This is a genomic window from Dactylosporangium cerinum, assembly GCF_042653625.1.
GTDB classification, from domain to species: domain Bacteria; phylum Actinomycetota; class Actinomycetes; order Mycobacteriales; family Micromonosporaceae; genus Dactylosporangium; species Dactylosporangium cerinum.
The window spans coordinates 114625-134079 of sequence record NZ_JBHSIU010000014.1 but is presented as its reverse complement, the minus strand read 5'-3'; the positions used below and the strand labels follow the sequence as shown (position 1 = coordinate 134079).

Below are 19455 nucleotides of genomic sequence, written 5' to 3'. Positions count from 1 at the left end.
CCATGACGTTCAACGGGCCGCTCTCTCGCGTCGCGGCCCGCACCTACACGCTGCTCGTGGTGGAGGCGCTGGTCGTCGTCACCACCGCACCGGGGCTGGTGCCGCTGGTCCTGCTCGACCGGAGCCTCGCCGCGATCGTCGGACTTCTGCCGGTCGGGCCGGCGCTGTCCGCCGCCCTCTACGCGCTGCACCGGCAGCCCGCCGACCTCGCCGACCTGCGGCCGGCCGCCGCGTTCTGGCGCGGCTACCGGCGCAACGCCGGGGCGGCGCTGCGGGTCTGGGCGCCGCTGCTGGCCGTGCTGGGCGTCGTCGCCGTCAGCCTCACCCATCGCGCCGCGGCCGGGGTGCCCGCCTGGTGGTCGGCGCTGCTGGTCGTGGTCGCGGCGGCGGCGACCGTCCTGGCCGTCACGGCCCTGGTCATCGTCTCCCTCTTCGAGTTCCGGCCGCCGGACGTGCTGCGCCTGGCCATGCGTTTCCCGCTGGTCTCCCTCGGCACCGGCGGGCTGCTCGTGGCGGCCGCCGCCGTCACCGTGCTCACGTCGGAGGCGGTGCTGCTGCTGCTCGCCTCCGCGTTCGCCGCCGCGCTCCTGGCCGTCACCCGCCCGATGATCACCGGGATCACGCAACGGTACACGGCGTGAATCCCGGCATGGACGCCTTCCGGGCCCGGCTCGGCGGGTTCGCGTTCGGCGGCGACTACAACCCCGAGCAGTGGGACCGCGCGGTGTGGGACGAGGACGTCGAGCTCATGCGGCGCGCCGGGGTCAACCTCGTCACCCTCGGCGTGTTCGCGTGGGCGTCGCTGGAGCCGGAGCCCGGCCGGTTCACCTTCGACTGGCTCGACGACGCCATGGACCTGTTGCATCGCAACGGCATCAGCGTCGACCTCGGCACCCCGACCGCGGCGCCGCCGGTGTGGCTGTCCCACGAACACCCGGAGGTGCTGCCCGTCATGGAGGACGGCGAGGTGTTCGGCTTCGGCAACAGGATGCACTATGACCCGACATCGCCGGTGTACCGGGAGCACGCCGCCCGGATCACGACGGCGCTCGCCTCGCGGTACCGCCACCACCCGGCGCTCGCCATGTGGCACATCGGCAACGAGTACGGCCCGACCGCCTACACCACGGCCGCGGCGGCGGCGTTCCGGGACTGGCTGCGGCGCCGGTACGGCGACCTCGACGCGCTCAACGACGCCTGGTACACCCGGTTCTGGGGCCAGCGCTACAGCGACTGGGAGCAGGTGGGCCCGCCGGAGGTGCCCCGCTCGTGGTCGAACCCGGCCCGGCGCCTCGACTTCCACAGGTTCGTCTCCGACGCGCTGCTCGAGTGCTTCGTGATGGAGCGCGACATCGTCCGCTCGTACCGCGCCGACCTGCCGGTCGTCACGAACTTCATGCGGTTCCACCGCCAGACGGATTCATGGCGCTGGGCGGCACACGAGGACGCGGTCGCGCTGGACATCTACCCCGACCCCGGGCAGGCCGGCTCGCACGTCGCCGCCGCGCTCAACTTCGACCTCATGCGGTCGCTGCGGGGTGAGCCGTGGCTGCTGATGGAGCAGGCCGCCGGCGCCGTCTCCCAGTGGCGGGTCAACCACGTCAAGCGCCCGGGGCGGATGCGGCTGGGCTCCTACCAGGCCGTCGCGCACGGCGCCGACAGCGTCCTGTTCTTCCAGTGGCGTGCGGGTCGCGGCGGCCACGAACGCTTCCACTCCGCGATGCTGCCGCACTCCGGGACCCGGTCGCGCACCTGGCGGGAGGTCGAGGCGCTCGGCCGCGAGCTGCCGAGGATCGCCGCCGTCGCCGGGTCCGGCTCCACCGCCGAGGTCGCCGTCCTGTTCGACTGGAACGCCTGGTGGGGCCTGGAGGTCACGCACGGGCTGCCCCGCAACGACTTCGACTACCCGGCGATCGTGACCGCGCACTACCGGCCGCTGCTGGAGGCGCAGCACGCCGTGGACCTCGTCTCGTTCGGCTCCGACTTCGGCCGGTACCGGGTGGTCGTGGTGCCCAACGCGTATCTCGTCGACGACCGCTGCACCGCCGCCCTGGAAGCGTTCGTCGCCGCCGGCGGGACCCTGGTGTGCTCGTTCTTCTCCGGCGTCGTCGACGAGCGCAACCAGGTGCGGCAGCCCGCCTACCCGGGCGCGTTCCGGCGGCTCATCGGCGCCTACATCGACGAGTACGCGCCGCTCGAGACGTCCGTCGCGGTGCGGTTCGCCGACGGGTGCGTCGCGAGCGCCGACTGGTGGCAGGACAGCCTGCACCCGGAGACCGCGACGGTGCTCGCCACCTACCTCGACGGGGATCTCGCCGGGCGCGCCGCCGTCGTGACGAACTCGTTGGGCACCGGACGGGTGGTGTACGTCGGCACCCGCCTGGACGCCGGAGCGCTGCGTGACACGATCCTCGACGCGGTCGCCGCGGCGGGCGTGGCACCGGTCGTGCGCGACGCCCCGCCGCACGTCGAGGCGACCGTGCGCGGCGGCTTCCTGTTCCTGCTCAACCACTCCGGCACCGACACCGCGACCGTCCCGGCGACCGGCGTCGACCTGCTCACCGGGGCCTCCGTGGACGGCGCCGTCACGCTCGAGCCGCTGGGGGTGGCCGTGATCGAGACGCGGTCGTGACCGGCGACGTCCACCCCGCGTGGCTGCCGCCGGCGGCGCTGCGGGCCGTCGGCTCGCGCCGGGTGCTGATCCAGGGCGACGGGCTGCTCGTGGACACGGTGCGCGCCGAGCTCTCCGGGGCCTGCGAACGGTTCGGCGGGACGGTCGGCGGCGACGGTCCGTTCGACCTGGTCCTCAAGCTGTCCAGCGGGCGGCTGCCGCCCGACCCGGACGTCTTCGTCCTGTCCCGCGCCGCCGGTGTCACCGTCGTGCGTGCCGACGAACCGGCCGGGCTGCTCTACGGGTTCTTCCACGTGGTGCGGCTCGGCGAGGCGGCCTTCGACGGCGCGTTTCCGCCCCGGCCGCACCGGCCCGCGATCCGCCGGCGGATGGTCCAGCACTGGGACAACGTGGACGTGCACCCCGTCATGGGCCAGGTCGAGCGCGGCTACGCCGGTGGCTCCGTCTTCTGGCACGAGGGCGCGCTGCGCACCGACCTGTCCAGGGTCACCGCCTACGCCCGCCTGCTGGCGTCCTGCGGGGTCAACGCCCTGTGCGTGAACAACGTCAACGTGCACGCGACCGAGGCGCGGCTGCTGACCGGCCGGCTCGGCGACGTCGCCGCGATCGCGGATCTCCTGCGCCCGTTCGGGATCCGCGTCCACCTGTCCGTGAGCTTCGCCGCGCCGGCCGCCGACCTCGGCACCGCCGACCCCCTCGACCCGCGGGTGGTGGCCTGGTGGGCGGACACCACCCGGCGGGTCTACGCGACGATCCCCGACTTCGGCGGCTACGTCGTGAAGGCCGACTCCGAGGGGCAGCCCGGCCCGTTCGCCTACGGCCGCAGCCACGCCGACGGTGCCAACACCCTCGCCGCCGCGCTCGCCCCGCACGGCGGCGTCGTGCACTGGCGGGCGTTCGTCTACAACCACCGGCAGGACTGGCGCGACCGCGGCACCGACCGGGCCCGCGCCGCCCACGACCACTTCGTCCCGCTCGACGGCACCTTCGGTGACAACGTGATCCTGCAGGTGAAGCACGGCCCGATCGACTTCCAGGCCCGGGAGCCGGTGTCGCCGCTCATCGCCGCGATGCCCGCCACCCGCGTCGCGGTCGAGGTGCAGGCGACCCAGGAGTACACCGGCCAGCAGCGGCATGTGTGCTACCTCGCTCCGATGTGGAGCGAGGTGCTCGGCTTCACCCCCTTTGGTGCCGAGGGCCCGCCGGTGGCTGGTCTCGCGGCCGGTCTTGTCGCGGTGTCGAACGTCGGCGACGACCCGTTCTGGACCGGGCACCCGCTCGCCCAGGCGAACCTGTACGCGTTCGGCCGGCTCGCCTGGGACCCGCGCCTCGACCCCGTCGCCGTGCTCGACGAGTGGATCGACCTGACGTTCGGGCCCGGACCGGGGGAGCCGCGCGACACGCTGCACGCCGTCATGGACGACTCGTGGCGGACCTACGAGCGGTACACCGCCCCGCTCGGCGTCGGCTTCATGGTCCGCCCGGGGCACCACTACGGCCCCGACGTCGACGGCTACGAGTACACGCCGTGGGGCACCTACCACTTCGCCGACCGCGACGGCGTCGGCGTGGACCGCACCCGCGCCACCGGCACCGGCTTCACCGGCCAGTACCCGCCGGCCTGGTCGCGGGTGTACGAGTCAGTCTACGACTGCCCGGACGAGCTGCTGCTGTTCTTCCACCATGTGCCCTACGGGCACGTCCTGCACGACGGCGGCACCGTCATCCAGCACATCTACGACACGCACTTCGAGGGCGTCGAGGCGGTCGCGGCGATGCGGGACCGCTGGGCGGCGCTGCCAGCCGGGCTGGTCGGCCCGGCGCTCGCCGCGCGCGTCGCCGAGCGCCTGGACGAGCAGCTGCGCAGCGCCGTCGAGTGGCGGGACCAGATCAACGCGTACTTCTTCCGCAAGTCCGGCGTCCGCGACGCGCACGGCCGCCGCATCCACTGATCGTTGCCGGCCGCGATGCAAGGTTCACGATGTTTCCTGGTCGCTTGGAAACCTTGCTGTGCCGACACCGATTCGTTCTGCGACGCTGCCTGCCACCATTCAGTTAGGAGCGTCGATGAGAAGACCCTGGATCGTCGTCATCACGGTCGCCGCGGCCCTCGCCCTCGGCACCGCCGCGGTGACGGTCACCGCCGGCGCCGCCGTCACCGCGTCCACTGTGGAGGACGAGGGCGCCGACTGCCCGGTGCCCGCGCTGCCCGACGCCGGCGCGCTGCCGGCCAACGCGAAGCTGCCCGACCCGTTCAAGCGCCTGGACGGCACCCGCATCGCCACGACGTCCGACTGGCGGTGCCGGCGGGAGGAGGTCAAGAAGCTGGCGGAGAAGTTCGTCTACGGTGAGAAGCCCGCGAAGCCGCAGAGCGTCACCGGCACGGTGTCCAGCACCGGTGTCACCGTGAACGTCACCCACAACGGCAGGAGCGCGAGCTTCTCCGCGCGGGTCGAGCTGCCCGGCGGCACCGGGCCCTTCCCCGCCGTCGTCGTCCTGGGCGGCTTCGGCGCGGACACCGCCGCCATCAAGGCCGCCGGTGCCGCCGTGATCAGCTACGACCCGTATGCGGTCGGCAAGGAAGGTACCCCGCGCACCAACAAGCAGGGCGCGTTCTACAGCATCTACGGCGCCACCAGCGGCACCGGCCTGCTGATGGCGTGGGCGTGGGGCGTGAGCCGCATCATCGACGTGGTCGCCGGGTCCGACGGGCGGATCCTCAAAGCCGACGCGATGGGCGTCACCGGGTGCTCGCGCTTCGGCAAGGGCGCGTTCGTCGTCGGCGCGTTCGACCAGCGCATCGCGCTGACCATGCCGATCGAGTCGGGCAGCGCCGGCGTGCCCATCTTCCGGGGCATCCCGGGGGAGGGCGCGCAGAGCCTCAGCAGTGCCTACGGGGAGCAGCCGTGGCTCGGCGACGCGTTCGGCACGTTCACCGGCAGCCCGAACCGGCTGCCGGTCGACACGCACGAGATGGTCGCGATGGTCGCGCCGCGGGGGCTGTTCATCATGGACAACCCGCACATCGCCAACCTCGGCCCGAGGTCCGCGAGCGTGGCCGCGCTCGGCGGGGCCGAGGTGTACAAGGCGCTCGGCGCGGGAGCGAACATCACCTACTGGTCGGACGTCCAGGACGGCAACCACTGCGCCAACCGCGCCGAGTGGCGGGTCCCGTTGCAGCAGCACATCGCGAAGTACCTGCTGCGGACCGGCAACGAGCCCGGCACGATCAGGATCGCCGCCAAGGCCCTGGGCCGGCTGGCGGACTGGAGCGACTGGCAGACCCCGGTCCTCGGCGACACCTCCCAGTCGCCGTCCGTATCCCAGTCGGCATCTCAGTCGGCGTCGCCGTCCAGAAGTCCGTCGCAGTCCGCGGGGCGGGGATGCTCGGCCGCCGTCACGATCCAGAACGTCTGGGACGGCGGCTTCGTGGCGTCGGTACGGGTGACCGCCGGCGCCGCCGCGATCACCGGCTGGGCCGTCCAGCTCGGCGTCCCCAACGGCACGATCACCAGCCTGTGGAACGGCCGGCGTAGCGGCACCACGGTGTCGAACGAGACGTACAACGGATCCCTGGGCGCCGGCGCCTCGACGGAGTTCGGCTTCCAGGGCACCGGCTCGGCCGCCGGTATCACCGCGACCGGCTGCACCGCGACCTGAACACCCGGCCGCCGGGCGCTCAGGTCTGCTGCAGCGCCCGGCGGATGGTGGCCGCGACGGTGTCCGGATCCCGCTGGTCGTGCAGGACGATGACGGCGGTGCCGTTGCCGTTGGTGGCCGGCTCGGGGGTCGCGAAGAGCGCCACGACCTGGGCCATGGCGGCCTCGAGCTCGGCGGCCGGCTCGGTGGTGTCGCGCCGCAGCCACCGGCGCAGCACGTGGTTGTGCGCGGAGACGACGGCGGCGGCCATCAGCTCCGCGCGCAGCGCCGCCCCGGGCGCGGGGCCCATCCACTCGGCGATGAACTCCCGGAACAGCCGCTGATACCGCGCGACGCTGGCGATCTCGCGGTCCCGCAGGGTGGCGATCCGGCTGGTGAGCGCATAGCGGCGGCGGGCCCGGTCGTCCTCCTCGACGTAGCGCAGCAGCACCAGCCGCACCGCCTCGGTGACGGCCACGATCGCGGTGCCGGCGGTGGACGTGGCGAGACGGTCCTTGACGGTCGCGATGAGCCGGTCGTGATCCGGGAAGATCACGTCCTCCTTGGACCGGTAGTGGCGGAACAGCGTGGTCCGGCCGACGCCCGCCCGGTCGGCGATGTCGTCGGCGGTCGTCTGCTCGTAGCCGCGCTCGTCGAACAGCTCGAGCGCGGCATCGACAAGACGATCTCGTACAGGAATCCCGGTCACGGTCCCATCCTCGCGCATCGCTCTGACCTGTTGCTTTCCGGTCTCGGTATCTAGTACCGTCGCAATGGTACTGAGTACCGCCTGGCTTGGGGAGGGCTCATGGTCCTGACGTTTCCATCCCGCACCACCAGCGCAGCGACGGTCACCGCCGACCCGGTCCTGCGCTCGACCGACCTGTTCCGCAGCATCGACCCGGACGCCGCGACCGCGCTCGCCGCGGAGTTCGAGACGATCCGCGCGGAGCGCGGCACGGTGCTGTTCGCCGAGGGTGACCCCGGCGACCGGCTGTACATCGTGCTGGCCGGCAAGGTGAAGCTCAGCCGCAGCTCCCGGGACGGCCGCGAGGGTGTCATGGCACTGCTCGGACCGACCGACCACTTCGGCGACTTCGAGCTGCTCGACGGCGGCCCGCGCGTCGTCGGCGCCACCGTCGTCGCCGACGCCCGCCTGGCCGTGCTGCCCAAGCCGGTCCTGGACCGGTGGATCGCGTACCACCCCTACGTGGCGGAGCAGCTGCTGCGCGTCATCGCCCGCGGCATCCGCGGTCACCGCGCCGCCGTCGACGACCGGCTCTACAGCGACGTGCCCGGGCGGGTCGCCAGCCGGATCATCCAGCTCGCGCACCGCTTCGGCGTCGTCGAGGACGGTGCCACCCGCGTGGTGCACGACCTCACCCAGACGGAGCTGGCGCAGTTCGTCGGCGCCTCCCGGGAGTCGGTGAACAAGGTCCTCGCCGACTACGCCGCCCGCGGCTGGCTGCGCCTGGAGCACAAGTGCGTGGTCATCCTCGACAACGCGCCCCTGGCCCGCCGCGCGCAACACGGGCGTCGCCGCTGACCGGCTTCTGTGCTGACCGGCTTCTATGCTGAGCCGGTGGATCTGGAGTTCAGCGGCGAGGTGTGGTTCTGGCGCGGCCCGTCACCGTTCCACTTCGTTACGGTGCCCGAGGACGACTGCGCGGCACTGCGCGACGCGGCCGCGCTCGTCACCTACGGCTGGGGCATGATCCCGGTCGCGGCGCGGATCGGCGGCACCGCCTGGACGACGTCGCTGTTCCCGAAGGACGGCCGGTATCTCGTGCCGCTGAAGGACCGGGTGCGCAAGGCCGAGCAGATCGACGTCGGCGACACCGTCACGATCCGGCTCACCGTCGACGTCTGAGCCGGTCTACAACGGCCAGCTGTGCATTGCCCGATCCAGCCACGGCACGACCAGCAGCACCGTCGGCAGCACCAGGATCGCGGCGGCGAGGGCATACACCGCGGCGCTGAGCCGCGCGTCGGTGCCGGGCGCGCCGGGCGCGAGCCGGTCCAGCCGCCACCGGCGCTCCCGCGCCGCGTCGTGCGGCTCGAGTTCGAGGTCGCCGACCGGCCCGCCGAGGGCCTGCAACGCCTCCCGCAGCGGCTCGTTGCCGTGCCGACGGCGGGCCGCGTCGTCGGCGAGGGCCTCGAGCAGGATGTGCACGGCGTCCAGCGGGGCGCGGCTGCGCAGCGGGGCGGGCACCGCCCGGTAGAAGGCGGTGAAGGACTCCATCACCACGTCGTGCCGGGCGCGCAGGTGCGCCCGCTCGTGCGCGAGCACCGCGGCCACCTGCGGGTCGCTCAGCAGCCGCAGCGTGCCGTGGCTGAGCACGATCCTGGGGGAGCGGCCCGGCACGCAGTACGCGAACGGCAGGCCGCCGTCCAGGACCCGCACGTCGTCGTCGAAGTCGGCGCGCTCCTCGGCCCGGTCCAGCAGGTCGGCGAGCAGCCGGTGCCGGGCCCGGCGGACGCGGGACCGGTATGCCACCAGGCCGACCGACACGAGCAACCGCACGACGATGACGGCGGCCACGCCGAGGGCCGCCACGAGCGCGGCCACGCCCAGGGTCTGGTCGGCGCCGTGGGCCCGGACCAGCTCCTCGGGAGCGGCGAGCACCACGCCCAGCGCGCACAGCACCGCGGCCAGGGTGACCGACTGCCACAGCACGACGGTGGCGCCCGGCGCCCGCGCCGTCCACCGGGCCCGCGCGAGCGGGCCGGGCACGATGAGCGACAGGGTCAGGCCGAGCGCCCCGAGCAGGAGTGCGGTCACCGGTCCCCGGCGGCGGCCTTGAGCGCCGCGGCCAGCGCGGCGGCGCCGTCGGGGCCGACCCGCCCGACGAAGTGGGCGAGGGCCGCGTCGCGGGCGGCGCCGTCGGGGGCGGCGCTGAGCGCGTCGAACATGAGCGCCGCGGTCATCTCCTCGCGGGTCTGCGTGGCGGCATACCGGTAGGCGCGGTCGGCCTTCTGCTGGGTGACGACGCCCTTCTTGGCGAGCCGGTCCAGCACGGTCATCACGGTCGTGTAGGCCAGGCCCCGCGCGGGGTCCAGCCGCTCGTGCACCTGCCGGACGGTCAGCGGCTCGCCGGCGTCCCACAACTGCGCCATGACCTCGCGTTCCAGGTCTCCGAGTCCGCTCAAGTCCTCACCTCCGCCAACTGCTCCGCCATGAGTGCCCCTCCGCTCCGCTCATGTCCTCACCTCCGTCAACTGCCCCGCCATGAGCGCCCCTCCGCTTCGCTCCGGACCGCTCATGGCCAGTGTAACGCGGATTACGGTGCGCGTCGTACTACAACTCGTAGTATGTACTACGTACTGTCGTAGATGGGGGCCTCATGGACGTGCTCGACCTGACCCGGCTGCAGTTCGCCGTCGTCACGATCTACCACTACCTGTTCGTGCCGCTGTCGATCAGCCTGTCGGCGACCACGGCCGGGCTGCAGATCGCCTGGATGCGCACCGGCCAGGACCGGTACCGGCAGCTGACCCTGCTCGTCGGCAAGCTGCTCATCGTCACCTTCGCCGTCGGCGTCGTCACCGGCCTGGTCCAGGAGTTCCAGTTCGGGCTCGCCTGGAGCGGATTCGCCCGCTTCTACGGCGACGTCTTCGGCCCCACCCTCGCCATCGAGGGCATGCTCGCGTTCTTCCTCGAGGCGACGTTCCTCGCCCTGTGGTACTTCGGCTGGGACCGGCTGTCCCGCCGGGTCCACCTGGCCACGATCGTCGTCGTCGCCGTCGGCACCCTGCTCTCGGCGTTCATCATCCTGGCCGCGAACTCCTTCATGCAGCACCCGGTCGCCTACGAGCTCGACCCGGTCACCGGCCGCGCCCACCTGACCAGCTTCCGCGAACTGCTGCTCAACAAGGTCAACCTCGCCGCGTTCCCGCACACCACGGCCGGCGCCGTCATGGTCGGCGGCGCGCTCCTCCTGGCCGTCGGCGCCTGGCGCGCCTGGTCGAGCAAGGAGGACGCCGACGCGCCCGCGTTCGGCACCCTGGCCCGCATCGGCGCCTGGATGACCGTGGCCGGCGGGGCGTTCACCGCGATCACCGGCGACCACCTCGGCAAGGTCATCACCCAGGTGCAGCCGATGAAGATGGCGGCCGCCGAGGCGCTGTACAGCACCACGACCGGCGCGCCGTTCTCCCTGTTCGCGATCGGCAACCCCGCCGGCGGCGAGCCGTTCTTCAGCCTCGAGGTGCCCAACCTGCTGTCGATCCTCGCCTACGGCGACCCGAACGCCACCGTCGCCGGCATCGACGACCTGCAGGCGCAGTACGCCGCCGCCTACGGCCCCGGCAGCTACATCCCGATGGTCCCGGTGGCGTTCTGGACGTTCCGCGCCATGATCGGCGCCGGCATGCTCGCCATGCTGCTCGCCCTGCTCTACCTGTGGCGGGCCCGCCGCGGCCGCCGTCCCGACACCTGGCTGATCCGCACCGCGATGCTGCTGCCGCTGCTGCCCGCCGCCGCCAACAGCCTCGGCTGGATCTTCACCGAGACCGCCCGGCAGCCGTGGATCGCGTTCGGCCTGTCGAAGGTCGCCGACGGCATCTCCCCGGGCCTCACCAGCGGCGAGGTCCTCGCGTCCCTGCTCGGCTTCGCCGCCGTCTACGGCGTCCTCGCCGTCGTGTGGCTGCGCCTGGTCCGGCACCTCGTCCGCCAGCCGCTCAGCGCCCCACCGGCCGCCGCCGAAGACGGTGCCGAATCCGAACCGGCCATGTGCTACTGAGGAGACTTCGATGGATCTCGTCATCATCTGGTACGCCCTGGTCGTGCTCTGCTGGGTTTTGTTCTTCGTGCTCGAGGGCTTCGACTTCGGGGTCGGGCTGCTCGCCCCGCTGCTCGGCCGCGACGAGCACGAACGCGCCGCCGCCGTGCGCACCATCGGCCCGTTCTGGGACGGCAACGAGGTGTGGCTGGTCGCCGCGATCGGCGTCACCTTCGCCGCCTTCCCGTCGTGGTACGCGGCCCTGCTGTCCGGCCTGTACCTGCCGATGGTGGCGATCCTCCTGCTGCTCGCCGGCCGTGGCGTGGCCCTGGAGTTCCGGGGCAAGCACGACGACCCGCGCTGGCGCCGCCGGTGCGATCTCGCCCTTGCCGCCTGCTCCGCCGGGGTGGTGCTGCTGTGGGGCGCCGTGCTGACTGTCTTCGTCCGCGGCCTTGCCCTCGACGCCGGCGGCGATGTCGTCGGCGGCGGCCTCGACCGCACCCTCGCGCCGGTCCTCACCCCGGCCGCCGCGCTCGGCGCCCTCCTGGCCCTGACCGCCGCGGTGCTGCTCGGCGCGACCTTCCTGGCGCTGCGGACCACCGGCCCGGTGCGCCGCCGGGCCGCGCTGCTGGCCCGCCGCGTCGCCACCGGCGGCACCGCCGCCGCCCTGATCGTGGCGGCCGCCTCGGCACTCGCCGGTGCCGGTGCCATCGTCGCGCTCGCTGCCGCGCTGCCCCTCGCCGGCGTCGCCCTGCTCGCCAGGCGGTCGGGGACGCGGTGGGAGGCGGCCGCCTTCGGGCTCACCGCGCTCACCGTGGCCGCCACCGTCGTCGCCGTCCTCACCGCCAACGGCGACGTCGTCCTGCCGAGCACCCTGTCCGGGGCGTGGTCGCTGACCATGGACGGCGCCGCCGCCACCGGCCCCGCACTGCGGCTGATCAGCGTCGCCGCCGTCATCGTGCTCCCCGGGGTGCTGGTGTACCAGGCGTGGTCGTACCGCGTGTTCCGCCAGCGCGTCGCCAGCGAACGGATCGCCTCATGACCCGGCGTCCCGGCGGCGGACCCGTCGACCCGCGGCTGCTGCGGCACGCCCGCACCAGCCGGGCCGGAATCGCCGCCCTCGCGGTCACCGGCGCCGCACAGGCCGCCGCGACGGTGGTCCTCGCCGTGGTGCTCACCGGCATCGTCGTCGACCTCGCCGGCGGTCATGTCGGTGCCGGCTCCATCGCCGCGCTGGCTGGGGTGTACGCCGCCCGGGCCGCGCTGAGCTGGGCCGAACAGGTCGTCGGGCACCGCACCGCCGCCCGGGTCACCGACGAGCTGCGCCGGTCGGTGCTGCACGCCGCGCTGCGCCGGGGACCGGCGTGGGTCGCCGGCTACGGCACCGGCCGGCTCGTCGCCGTGCTCAGCGGCGGCCTCGACACGCTGCGGCCCTGGTTCAGCGGCTACCTGCCGTCACTCATCCTCGGCGTGGTCCTGCCGCCCCTCGTCGTGGTCACGATGCTGTTCGCCGACCCCGCCTCGGCCGGGATCGTCCTGGTCACCCTGCCGCTCGTGCCGCTGCTCGGCGCGCTCATCGGCTGGGCCACCCAACGCCGCGCCCAGGACCGCTGGCAGGCCGGCGCCCGCCTCGCCGGGCACTTCCTTGACGCCGTGCGCGGCATCGCGACGCTGCGCCTGTTCGGCCGGGCCGGCCGCCAGGTCGCGGAGGTCCGGCGGATGACCGACGGGCACCGCGCCGCGACCGTGCGGGTGCTGCGGATCGCGTTCCTCTCCTCGACCGCCCTGGACCTGGTCGGGACGCTGTCGGTCGGGCTGGTCGCGGTCGAGGCCGGGCTCCGGGTCGCCGCCGGCCGGCTCGACCTGGGCCCCGCGCTGCTGGTCATCCTGCTCGCGCCGGAGGCGTACCGGCCGCTGCGCGAGGTCGCCGCCCGCTTCCACGCCAGCGCCGACGCGGGCGCCGTCATCGCCGACGTCGACGAGATCCTGACCCCTTTTGTCGATGCCCCTGCGGTGGCGCCCCGCACGGCACCGGGGGTGGCCGCGGCCGGCGTCCGCGTGCGGCACCCGGGCGCCGCCGTCGACGCGCTGCACCTGCCCGGCCTCATGGTCCACAGTGGAGAACTGGTCGCGCTGCGCGGGCCGTCGGGCGCCGGGAAGACCACCACGCTGCGGGTCCTGGCGGGGCTGCAACCGGTGCTGGCCGGCACCGTCGAGGTCGGGGGCAGGCCGCTGTACCTGCCGCAGGACCCGAGCCTGCCGCACGCGCGGACGGTCGCCGAGGCGGTCGCCCTGGACGGCGAGGACCACCCCGACGACCGCGCGGTTCTCGACGCCCTGCGGACCGTCGGGCTCGACACCGAGATCCTGGCCCTGCCCGGCGGCCTCGGCACCCCGCTCGGCGAGCGCGGCCAGGGCCTCTCGTCGGGCCAGCGGCAGCGGCTCGCGCTCGCCCGGCTGCTGCGCGAGGCCGCCGCCGGTCCCGCCGTCGTCCTGCTCGACGAGCCGACCGCACACCTGGACGCCACCGCCGAACGCCTCGTCATCGCCGAGCTGCGGGCCCTGGCCGCCCGTGGCTGCGCCGTGCTCGTCGTCGCCCACCGCCCGGCAGTCCTCGCCGCCGCCGACCGGACCGTGCGGATCACGCCACCCGCCGCCACCCACCGAATGCCGGCGTCCGCCCCCTCGCCTGAGCCCGCGGTTGAGCCCGTGTCCGTGGTTGAGCCCGCGTCTGTGGTTGAGCCCGCGTCTGTGGTTGAGGCCGCGTCCGTGGTTGAGCCGGCGGCTTGGCCCGCACCGCCGGCCGCGGTCGCGCCCGGGTTTGATGTCGGAGTCGGGCCCACGCCTGAGCCCGCGGTCTCGCCGGGACTCGGCGCCGGGGTCGGGGCTGGGGCCGGGCGGACGGGCGCGGCGGAAGCTCCGCGGCGGCCCGACGGCGGCCGGCGGTGGTGGCGGCGGCCGGGGACGGCGGTCGGGCTGGGCGCGGCGTCCTGGCTCGCCGGCATCACCCTCACCGGGGCGGCGACCTGGCTGCTCGTGCGCGCCGCCGAGCTGCCGCCGGTGCTCACGCTGTCCACGGCCGTCGTCCTCGTGCGGGGCAGCGCCGTCGCCCGGCCGCTGCTGCGCTACCTGGAGCGCCTGGTCTCGCACGAGGTGGCGTTCGCCCGGCTCGGCACGTGGCGGGCGGAGGTGTACGCCGACCTGGTGCCCAGGGTTCCCGGCCCGGCCCTGCACCGCCGTGGTGACCTGCTCACCCGGGTGGTCGACGACGTTGACGGGCGGGTCGACGGGCTGCTGCGGGGGCGCCTGCCCGCGTACGCCGCCTGGGCCGCGATCACGGTCGCCGTGGCCGTCGCGGCGGTCGTGAGCCCCGCAGCCGCGGGTGCGCTCGCCGCTGGTGTCGCCGTCGCGGGCGGGCTGGCGCCGTGGCTGGCCGCTCGGCACGCGGCCCGGGTCGACGCGGCCACCGGCCGGGCCCGAGCGGAACTGCGCGACGCCGTCGTGGAGACCGTCGAAGGGGTGGAGGACCTCGCAACCCGCGACGCAGCCGCCGCGCTCGCCGTCCCCGACCGGCGCAGCCGGGCCCTGTCGCGGCTGGAGTCCGCCGCGGCGGGCACGGAAGGCGCGGCGTCGGCGCTGGCGCAGCTCGGGTGGGGCGTGGCGGTGGTCGGCGTCGCGGTCGCCGCGGCCGCCGGGGGACACCCGGCCGAGACCGCCGCGATCCTGCTGCTGGGCACCGTCGCCCTCGCCGAGCCGGTGCTGACGCTGCCCGGCGCGGCCGTCGCCCGGCGCGCAGCGGCCGGTGCCCGCGCCCGCCTCGCCGGCGTCGCCGCCCAGCCGTGCCCGGCCGGTCCCGCCGACGTGGTGGACGTGGAATCCGCAGCGGTCGGTGTCCGCGCCCGCCTTGCTGGTGTTGCCGGTCAGCCGTGCCCAGCTGGCCCAGTCGTCGCGGTGGACGTGGTGGACGTGGTGGACGTGGAATCCGCAGCGGCCGGTGCCCGCGCCCGCCTTGCTGGTGTTGCCGTCCAGCCGGGCTCGGCCGGTCCCGCCGTCGCGGTGGATGTGGTGGACGTGGTGGACGTGGAATCCGCAGCGGCCGGTGCCCGCGCCCACCTTGCCGGTGTTGCCGGTCAGCCGTGCCCGGCCGGTCCTGGCGCAACGGTGGCCGCGGTGGGCGGTACCGCCGCGGAATCCACAATGGACAGAAACCCGGTGGTGACCGTCGGCGGGCTCACCGCGGGCTGGGACCCGGACCGGCCGCCGGTGCTGCGCGGGCTGGACCTCGATCTCCCGCCGGGGCGGCGGGTCGCGGTGCTCGGGGCGTCCGGCAGCGGCAAGTCGACGCTCGCGGCCGTGCTGGTGCGGATGCTCGACCCGCGTGGCGGCGGGGTCCGGCTCGGCGGCACCGATCTGCGCGACCTGCCCGACCCGGTGCTGCGCCGCACGGTCGGCCTGGTCGGCGACGCCGCGGACCACGTCTTCGCGACCACGGTGCGGGAGAACCTGCGCCTGGCCCGGCCGGCGGCGACCGACGACGAGCTGCGCGCCGCGCTCGCCGGTGCCCATCTCGGGCCGTGGCTGGAGCGGCTGGCGGCGGGCCTCGACACCTGGCTCGGCGAGGGTGGCACCACCATCTCCGGCGGCCAGCGGCGGCGCCTCGCGATGGCCCGGGCGCTGCTGGCCGACCCGGCGCTGCTGGTGCTCGACGAGCCGACCGAGGGTCTGGAGGAGCAGGAGGCGGCCGTGCTGATGACGGACCTCCTCGCCGCCGCGACGGGGCGCTCGGTGCTGCTGCTCACCCACCGCCGGGACGGCCTGGCGCACGTCGACGCCGTCTACGACCTCGTCGACGGCCGCCTGGCCCCGGCGGAAGTCGCAACGGTGGCCCCGGCGGTGCTCACGGCGTGAGCAGGCGCACCAGGACGTCGGTGAGGTCGTCGGCGGTGCGTTCGGGTGCCTGCGACGGCTGGACGATGTGGCTGACCACGAGCCGCACGATCGACTCCGCGGCCACCGCGACCACCCGCGGGTCGTGGTCCGGCAGGTGGGTGCCCGCCCAGTCGCCGATGACCGCGGTCGCCGCGGTGAGGAGCAGCTCCGAGCGGGTCGTCAGGAACGGCAGCAGCTCGTCGGCGCTGCCCCTGGCACTGGTCAGGATCGCTTTGATCAGCGGGTTGCCGGCCGCCTCGCGCAGCGTGTGCCCGATCGCGGCGCGGCCGGCGGCCCGGATGTCGGGGCCGTGCCGCTGCAGCGCGGCGCGCACGTCGGCCACGAACGCGTCGATCTCGCGGGCGGCGAGGGCCTCCGCCAGCCCGGACTTGTCGCCGAACTCGTTGTAGACCGTCTGGCGGCTCACCCCGGCGACCCGGGCGACGTCGGCCATCCGCACGCCGTCCCAGCCGTTGCCGATGGTCAGGTCCCGCGCGGCGGTCACCAGCGCCTCGCGCAGCCGCTCCCGATTGGTCTCGCGGTACGTCACCGGCACCAATGTAGACATCGAATCGCATAGCGTCCAGTCTCTTGACACGGAAGCCGTCTGTGTCAACCATGGCGGCATGGACATCGCTGTCGATGCCTGGCGGGACCGCCGGCTCCCGCTCTGGCCCCTCGCGCTCGTCGTGCCCGCCCTGCCGTTCGCCGGACTCGCGCTGAGCGGAGCCGGCGCCGCCGGCGCGTGGGGCTGGTGGCTGACCCCGCTCGTCGTCTTCGGCCTGATCCCGCTGGTCGACCTGCTCATCGGCGACGACCGGCAGAACCCGCCGGAGGAGGCGGTCCCGGCACTGCAGCGCTCGCCGTACTACCGCTGGATCACCTACCTGTACCTGCCCGCGCAGTACGCCGCGCTGGTCCTGACCTGCCGGGTCTGGGCGGACGGGGTGGGACCGGTCGCGGGCGCCGGGCTGGTGCTCACCGCCGGGATCGTCAACGGCGTCGCCATCAACACCGCGCACGAGCTCGGCCACAAGCGGGAGCGGGCCGAGCGCCGGCTGTCGCGGATCGCGCTCGCCCCGACCGGCTACGGCCACTTCTACGTCGAGCACAACCGCGGCCACCACGTGCGGGTCGCGACCCCGCAGGACCCGGCCAGCGCCCGGCTCGGCGAGTCGTTCTGGCGGTTCTGGCCGCGCACGGTCGCCGGCAGCGCGCGCTCCGCGTGGCGGCTGGAGTCCGCCAGGTTCCGCATCCGCGGCCGCAGCCCGTGGACGTGGCGCAACGACGTGCTGACCGCGTGGGCGATGACCGTCGTGCTGTTCGCCGCGCTGACGGCGGCACTTGGCTGGATCGTGCTGCCGTTCCTGGTGCTGCAGGCCGTCGTCGGCTTCTCGGTCCTCGAGGCGGTCAACTACCTGGAGCACTACGGGCTGCTGCGGCAGCCGACCGGGACCGGCCGCCCGGAGAAGGTCGACCCGCGGCACAGCTGGAACAGCGACCGCCTCGTCACCAACGTCTTCCTGTTCCAGCTGCAGCGCCACAGCGACCACCACGCCAACCCGTTGCGCCGCTACCAGGTGCTGCGCACCTTCGACGTGTCACCGCAACTGCCGGCGGGCTACGCCACGATGCTGGTTCTGGCGCTCATCCCGCCGCTGTGGCGCCGGGTGATGGACCCGCGCGTGCTCGCGCACTACGGCGGCGACGCCCGGCTGGCCAACCGCGGGCCGTGACCAGAAGCTCAGCGGAGGCCGTGCTGCCGTTGCAGGGCCTCGACGGCGTCCTTGGCCTCCTGCAGGCTCGCGCCCGTCGCCGCCCGGTACACCTTGATGGCCTGGATCTTGCGGCCGGCGAGGAGCTCCTGCATGACGACGGCGGGCGCGTCCGGCTCCGGCTCGCGGATGCCGAGGTGGTCCATGATGAGGTCCAGCTTGCGCTCGAGCACCGCGAGCCGGCGGGCCTGATGGTCGGCGGCGGCGCGGCGGCCGCTGCCGGCGACCAGCATCACGAGGACGAACGGCAGGAGCACGACGAACGGCAGGATCCATTCCATGCCCGCCATTGAACACCGTCACGCGGCGGCGGCGACCGCTCCGGCCACGGGGTCCAGGGCGGTCCGCCGCACGCCACGCACGAGCAGGTAGCCGACCATCCACACCTCGCCGACCGTCGCCGGGATCACCAGGACGTCGGCGACCCCGGCCGCGCCGGGGGCGAGGTACGTGACGAACGTGCCGAGCACGTAGCCGGCGCCGCCGGCGATGAGGACCCAGCCGAGGGCGCGGGGCATCCAGCCCGAGCTGAGCACGCACCACCCCATCGGCAGCAGCCACAGGCCGAAGAAGATCCCGCCGACGCTCCACAGGGCGCCGCTGATCTCGTACAGCAGCTGGGTGCCGGCCGCCGCGTCGCCGAACGGGTCGGTGGCCAGGTCGAGTGCGGTGCCCAGCAGCGCCGCGCTGCCGAGGATCACGACCGCGTTGACGAGCCCGAACGCGGCGATGCTGCCGGCGGCGACCTGGTCGGTGGTGCGGAAGAGCCGGTAGAACCACACGGCGGCGAGGGCCTGGGTGAGGACGGTGAGCAGTTCGAGGGCGACGCCGGCGCGGGCGAGGGACTCGTGTTCCACGAGGTTGGCCAGGGTCGCGGCGGGGTCGCCGTCGACGAAGAGCCGGGACCTGACGAGCAGGAAGCCGAGGCCGCCGGTGACGGCGAGGCCCAGGTAGAGCAGCCCGGTGACCCGGGCGGTGCGGACCAGCGGATGCATGATGCTCCTTCGAAGGGTCAACCTTACCTCGTAAGGTAACCATACGTTGTAAGGTGAGGACAAGGGGCGAAGGAGGGCACGGTTGGCAGCGAAGGCGTCACGACCACCGCTCAGCCGGGAGCGGGTCCTGGCGGCGGCGGTCGCGCTGGTCGACGGGCACGGCCTGGCGGCGCTGACGATGCGCCGGCTCGCCGTCGACCTCGGCGTCGAGGCGATGTCGCTCTACTACCACCTGCCCGACAAAGAGGCGCTGCTCGACGGCGTCGCCGAGACCGTGGTCGACGAGGTCGTCGCGGCGGTCGGCCCGCCGGCGGGCGGCGGCGACTGGAAGGCGGTCCTGCGCCGGCAGTTCCTCACCGCCCGCGGCGTGATGCTGCGCCACCCGTGGGCACCCGGGCTGCTCGGCACCCGCCGGACCGTGCCGGCGGGCGTGTTCCAGTACTACGAACAGATCCTGGGCACGCTGATCGGCGGCGGGTTCACCTACCGCCTGGGGCACCGGGCGCTGCACGCGTTCGGCAGCATGCCGCTCGGCTTCGCCCAGGAGGTGTTCAGCCCGGCCACGGCCGGTGGCAGCATGGACGTCGAGGACACCGAGGAGAGCCTGGCCGCGATGGCCGAGGCGATGCCGCACCTGACCGCAATGGTCGCCGCCGAGCTGCACGCCGAGACCGACCCGACCCTGGGCTGGTGCGACAGCCAGGTCGAGTTCGAGTTCACCCTCGACCTGCTCCTCGACGGCCTCGACCGGCTTCGCGCCTGAG

General features: G+C 74.1%; 17 protein-coding genes. 11 read left to right on the top strand and 6 right to left on the bottom strand.

All coding sequences use genetic code 11. The annotated features are described in order from the left end of the window. Positions 1 to 2: 2 nt before the first annotated feature. The 4 genes from ACFPIJ_RS14435 (at position 3) to ACFPIJ_RS14420 (ending at position 6292) form a co-directional block, all read left to right on the top strand. Complete coding sequence (locus tag ACFPIJ_RS14435; protein ID WP_380115329.1) at positions 3 to 641, top strand: YesL family protein; 639 nt, start codon at positions 3 to 5, stop codon at positions 639 to 641. Then, positions 638 to 2632, top strand: coding sequence for a beta-galactosidase (locus ACFPIJ_RS14430; RefSeq protein ID WP_380115327.1), 1995 nt, complete (start codon positions 638 to 640; stop codon positions 2630 to 2632). The genes ACFPIJ_RS14435 and ACFPIJ_RS14430 overlap by 4 nt, the downstream gene beginning before the upstream one ends. Further along, the gene (locus ACFPIJ_RS14425) at positions 2629 to 4584 is read left to right on the top strand and encodes an alpha-glucuronidase (protein ID WP_380115325.1); all 1956 of its coding nucleotides are present in this window, start codon (positions 2629 to 2631) and stop codon (positions 4582 to 4584) included. Before ACFPIJ_RS14430 ends, ACFPIJ_RS14425 begins: the two co-directional genes overlap by 4 nt. Before the next feature lie 115 nt (positions 4585 to 4699). Next, positions 4700 to 6292, top strand: coding sequence for a glucuronyl esterase domain-containing protein (locus tag ACFPIJ_RS14420; protein WP_380115323.1), 1593 nt, complete (start codon positions 4700 to 4702; stop codon positions 6290 to 6292). Positions 6293 to 6311: 19 nt separating this feature from the next. Here the strand turns inward: ACFPIJ_RS14420 and ACFPIJ_RS14415 are convergent, their stop codons facing one another. Further along, positions 6312 to 6980 carry a TetR/AcrR family transcriptional regulator gene (locus ACFPIJ_RS14415; RefSeq protein ID WP_380115321.1) on the bottom strand — a complete coding sequence of 223 codons (669 nt, stop codon included), beginning with the start codon at positions 6978 to 6980 and terminating at the stop codon, positions 6312 to 6314. 99 nt (positions 6981 to 7079) lie between these two features. Between ACFPIJ_RS14415 and ACFPIJ_RS14410 the strand changes: the two genes are divergently transcribed. Both ACFPIJ_RS14410 and ACFPIJ_RS14405 read left to right on the top strand, forming a co-directional pair. Further along, positions 7080 to 7817: a Crp/Fnr family transcriptional regulator gene (locus tag ACFPIJ_RS14410; RefSeq protein WP_203853050.1), complete on the top strand. Its 738-nt coding sequence runs from the start codon at positions 7080 to 7082 to the stop codon at positions 7815 to 7817. A gap of 36 nt (positions 7818 to 7853) precedes the next feature. Then, positions 7854 to 8141: a DUF1905 domain-containing protein gene (locus ACFPIJ_RS14405; protein WP_380115320.1), complete on the top strand. Its 288-nt coding sequence runs from the start codon at positions 7854 to 7856 to the stop codon at positions 8139 to 8141. 6 nt (positions 8142 to 8147) lie between these two features. Here ACFPIJ_RS14405 and ACFPIJ_RS14400 read toward each other — a convergent pair whose 3' ends face one another. Both ACFPIJ_RS14400 and ACFPIJ_RS14395 read right to left on the bottom strand, forming a co-directional pair. Beyond that, on the bottom strand, positions 8148 to 9053 hold the full coding sequence (locus ACFPIJ_RS14400) for a M56 family metallopeptidase (RefSeq protein WP_380115319.1): 906 nt from the start codon (positions 9051 to 9053) through the stop codon (positions 8148 to 8150). Beyond that, positions 9050 to 9421, bottom strand: a complete 372-nt coding sequence (locus tag ACFPIJ_RS14395) for a BlaI/MecI/CopY family transcriptional regulator (protein WP_203853053.1) — start codon at positions 9419 to 9421, stop codon at positions 9050 to 9052. The genes ACFPIJ_RS14400 and ACFPIJ_RS14395 overlap by 4 nt, the downstream gene beginning before the upstream one ends. A gap of 194 nt (positions 9422 to 9615) precedes the next feature. Between ACFPIJ_RS14395 and ACFPIJ_RS14390 the strand changes: the two genes are divergently transcribed. Genes ACFPIJ_RS14390 through cydD form a run of 3 tightly spaced genes read left to right on the top strand, consistent with a single transcriptional unit; the run spans position 9616 to position 15900 of the window. Then, a complete protein-coding gene (locus ACFPIJ_RS14390; RefSeq protein ID WP_380115317.1) occupies positions 9616 to 11013 on the top strand; it encodes a cytochrome ubiquinol oxidase subunit I in 1398 nt (465 codons plus the stop codon). 10 nt (positions 11014 to 11023) lie between these two features. Then, positions 11024 to 12034, top strand: coding sequence for a cytochrome d ubiquinol oxidase subunit II (cydB, locus tag ACFPIJ_RS14385; protein ID WP_380115316.1), 1011 nt, complete (start codon positions 11024 to 11026; stop codon positions 12032 to 12034). After that, positions 12031 to 15900: a thiol reductant ABC exporter subunit CydD gene (cydD, locus tag ACFPIJ_RS14380; protein WP_380115314.1), complete on the top strand. Its 3870-nt coding sequence runs from the start codon at positions 12031 to 12033 to the stop codon at positions 15898 to 15900. The genes cydB and cydD overlap by 4 nt, the downstream gene beginning before the upstream one ends. On the opposite strand, the gene ACFPIJ_RS14375 is transcribed toward cydD, so the two are convergent. Further along, complete coding sequence (locus ACFPIJ_RS14375; protein WP_380115313.1) at positions 15890 to 16489, bottom strand: TetR/AcrR family transcriptional regulator; 600 nt, start codon at positions 16487 to 16489, stop codon at positions 15890 to 15892. The two genes, cydD and ACFPIJ_RS14375, sit on opposite strands and share 11 nt — an antisense overlap. 58 nt (positions 16490 to 16547) lie before the next feature. Between ACFPIJ_RS14375 and ACFPIJ_RS14370 the strand changes: the two genes are divergently transcribed. Further along, positions 16548 to 17657 (top strand): alkane 1-monooxygenase, encoded by a 1110-nt coding sequence (locus tag ACFPIJ_RS14370; protein WP_380115312.1) that lies wholly within the window; start codon positions 16548 to 16550, stop codon positions 17655 to 17657. A gap of 8 nt (positions 17658 to 17665) precedes the next feature. Here the strand turns inward: ACFPIJ_RS14370 and ACFPIJ_RS14365 are convergent, their stop codons facing one another. Together ACFPIJ_RS14365 and ACFPIJ_RS14360 are read right to left on the bottom strand one after the other, a co-directional pair. Continuing rightward, positions 17666 to 17977 (bottom strand): ribosomal protein L7/L12, encoded by a 312-nt coding sequence (locus ACFPIJ_RS14365; protein WP_380115311.1) that lies wholly within the window; start codon positions 17975 to 17977, stop codon positions 17666 to 17668. Between the two features lie 18 nt (positions 17978 to 17995). After that, positions 17996 to 18691 (bottom strand): DUF4386 domain-containing protein, encoded by a 696-nt coding sequence (locus ACFPIJ_RS14360; RefSeq protein WP_380115310.1) that lies wholly within the window; start codon positions 18689 to 18691, stop codon positions 17996 to 17998. An 82-nt stretch (positions 18692 to 18773) separates the two neighbouring features. On the opposite strand from ACFPIJ_RS14360, the gene ACFPIJ_RS14355 reads away from it, so the two are divergent. Further along, positions 18774 to 19454 carry a TetR/AcrR family transcriptional regulator C-terminal domain-containing protein gene (locus tag ACFPIJ_RS14355; RefSeq protein WP_380115309.1) on the top strand — a complete coding sequence of 227 codons (681 nt, stop codon included), beginning with the start codon at positions 18774 to 18776 and terminating at the stop codon, positions 19452 to 19454. Position 19455 lies beyond the last annotated feature (1 nt).

Excerpts from the sequence above, each read along its gene's own strand:
- ACFPIJ_RS14360 (WP_380115310.1), bottom strand. The coding sequence starts at position 18,691 with ATGCATCCGCTGGTCCGCACCGCCCGGGTCACCGGGCTGCTCTACCTG.
- ACFPIJ_RS14390 (WP_380115317.1), top strand. The coding sequence starts at position 9,616 with ATGGACGTGCTCGACCTGACCCGGCTGCAGTTCGCCGTCGTCACGATC.
- ACFPIJ_RS14370 (WP_380115312.1), top strand. The coding sequence starts at position 16,548 with ATGGACATCGCTGTCGATGCCTGGCGGGACCGCCGGCTCCCGCTCTGG.
- cydB (WP_380115316.1), top strand. The coding sequence starts at position 11,024 with ATGGATCTCGTCATCATCTGGTACGCCCTGGTCGTGCTCTGCTGGGTT.
- ACFPIJ_RS14435 (WP_380115329.1), top strand. The coding sequence starts at position 3 with ATGACGTTCAACGGGCCGCTCTCTCGCGTCGCGGCCCGCACCTACACG.
- ACFPIJ_RS14365 (WP_380115311.1), bottom strand. The coding sequence starts at position 17,977 with ATGGAATGGATCCTGCCGTTCGTCGTGCTCCTGCCGTTCGTCCTCGTG.
- ACFPIJ_RS14420 (WP_380115323.1), top strand. The coding sequence starts at position 4,700 with ATGAGAAGACCCTGGATCGTCGTCATCACGGTCGCCGCGGCCCTCGCC.
- ACFPIJ_RS14410 (WP_203853050.1), top strand. The coding sequence starts at position 7,080 with ATGGTCCTGACGTTTCCATCCCGCACCACCAGCGCAGCGACGGTCACC.
- cydD (WP_380115314.1), top strand. The coding sequence starts at position 12,031 with ATGACCCGGCGTCCCGGCGGCGGACCCGTCGACCCGCGGCTGCTGCGG.
- ACFPIJ_RS14375 (WP_380115313.1), bottom strand. The coding sequence starts at position 16,489 with ATGTCTACATTGGTGCCGGTGACGTACCGCGAGACCAATCGGGAGCGG.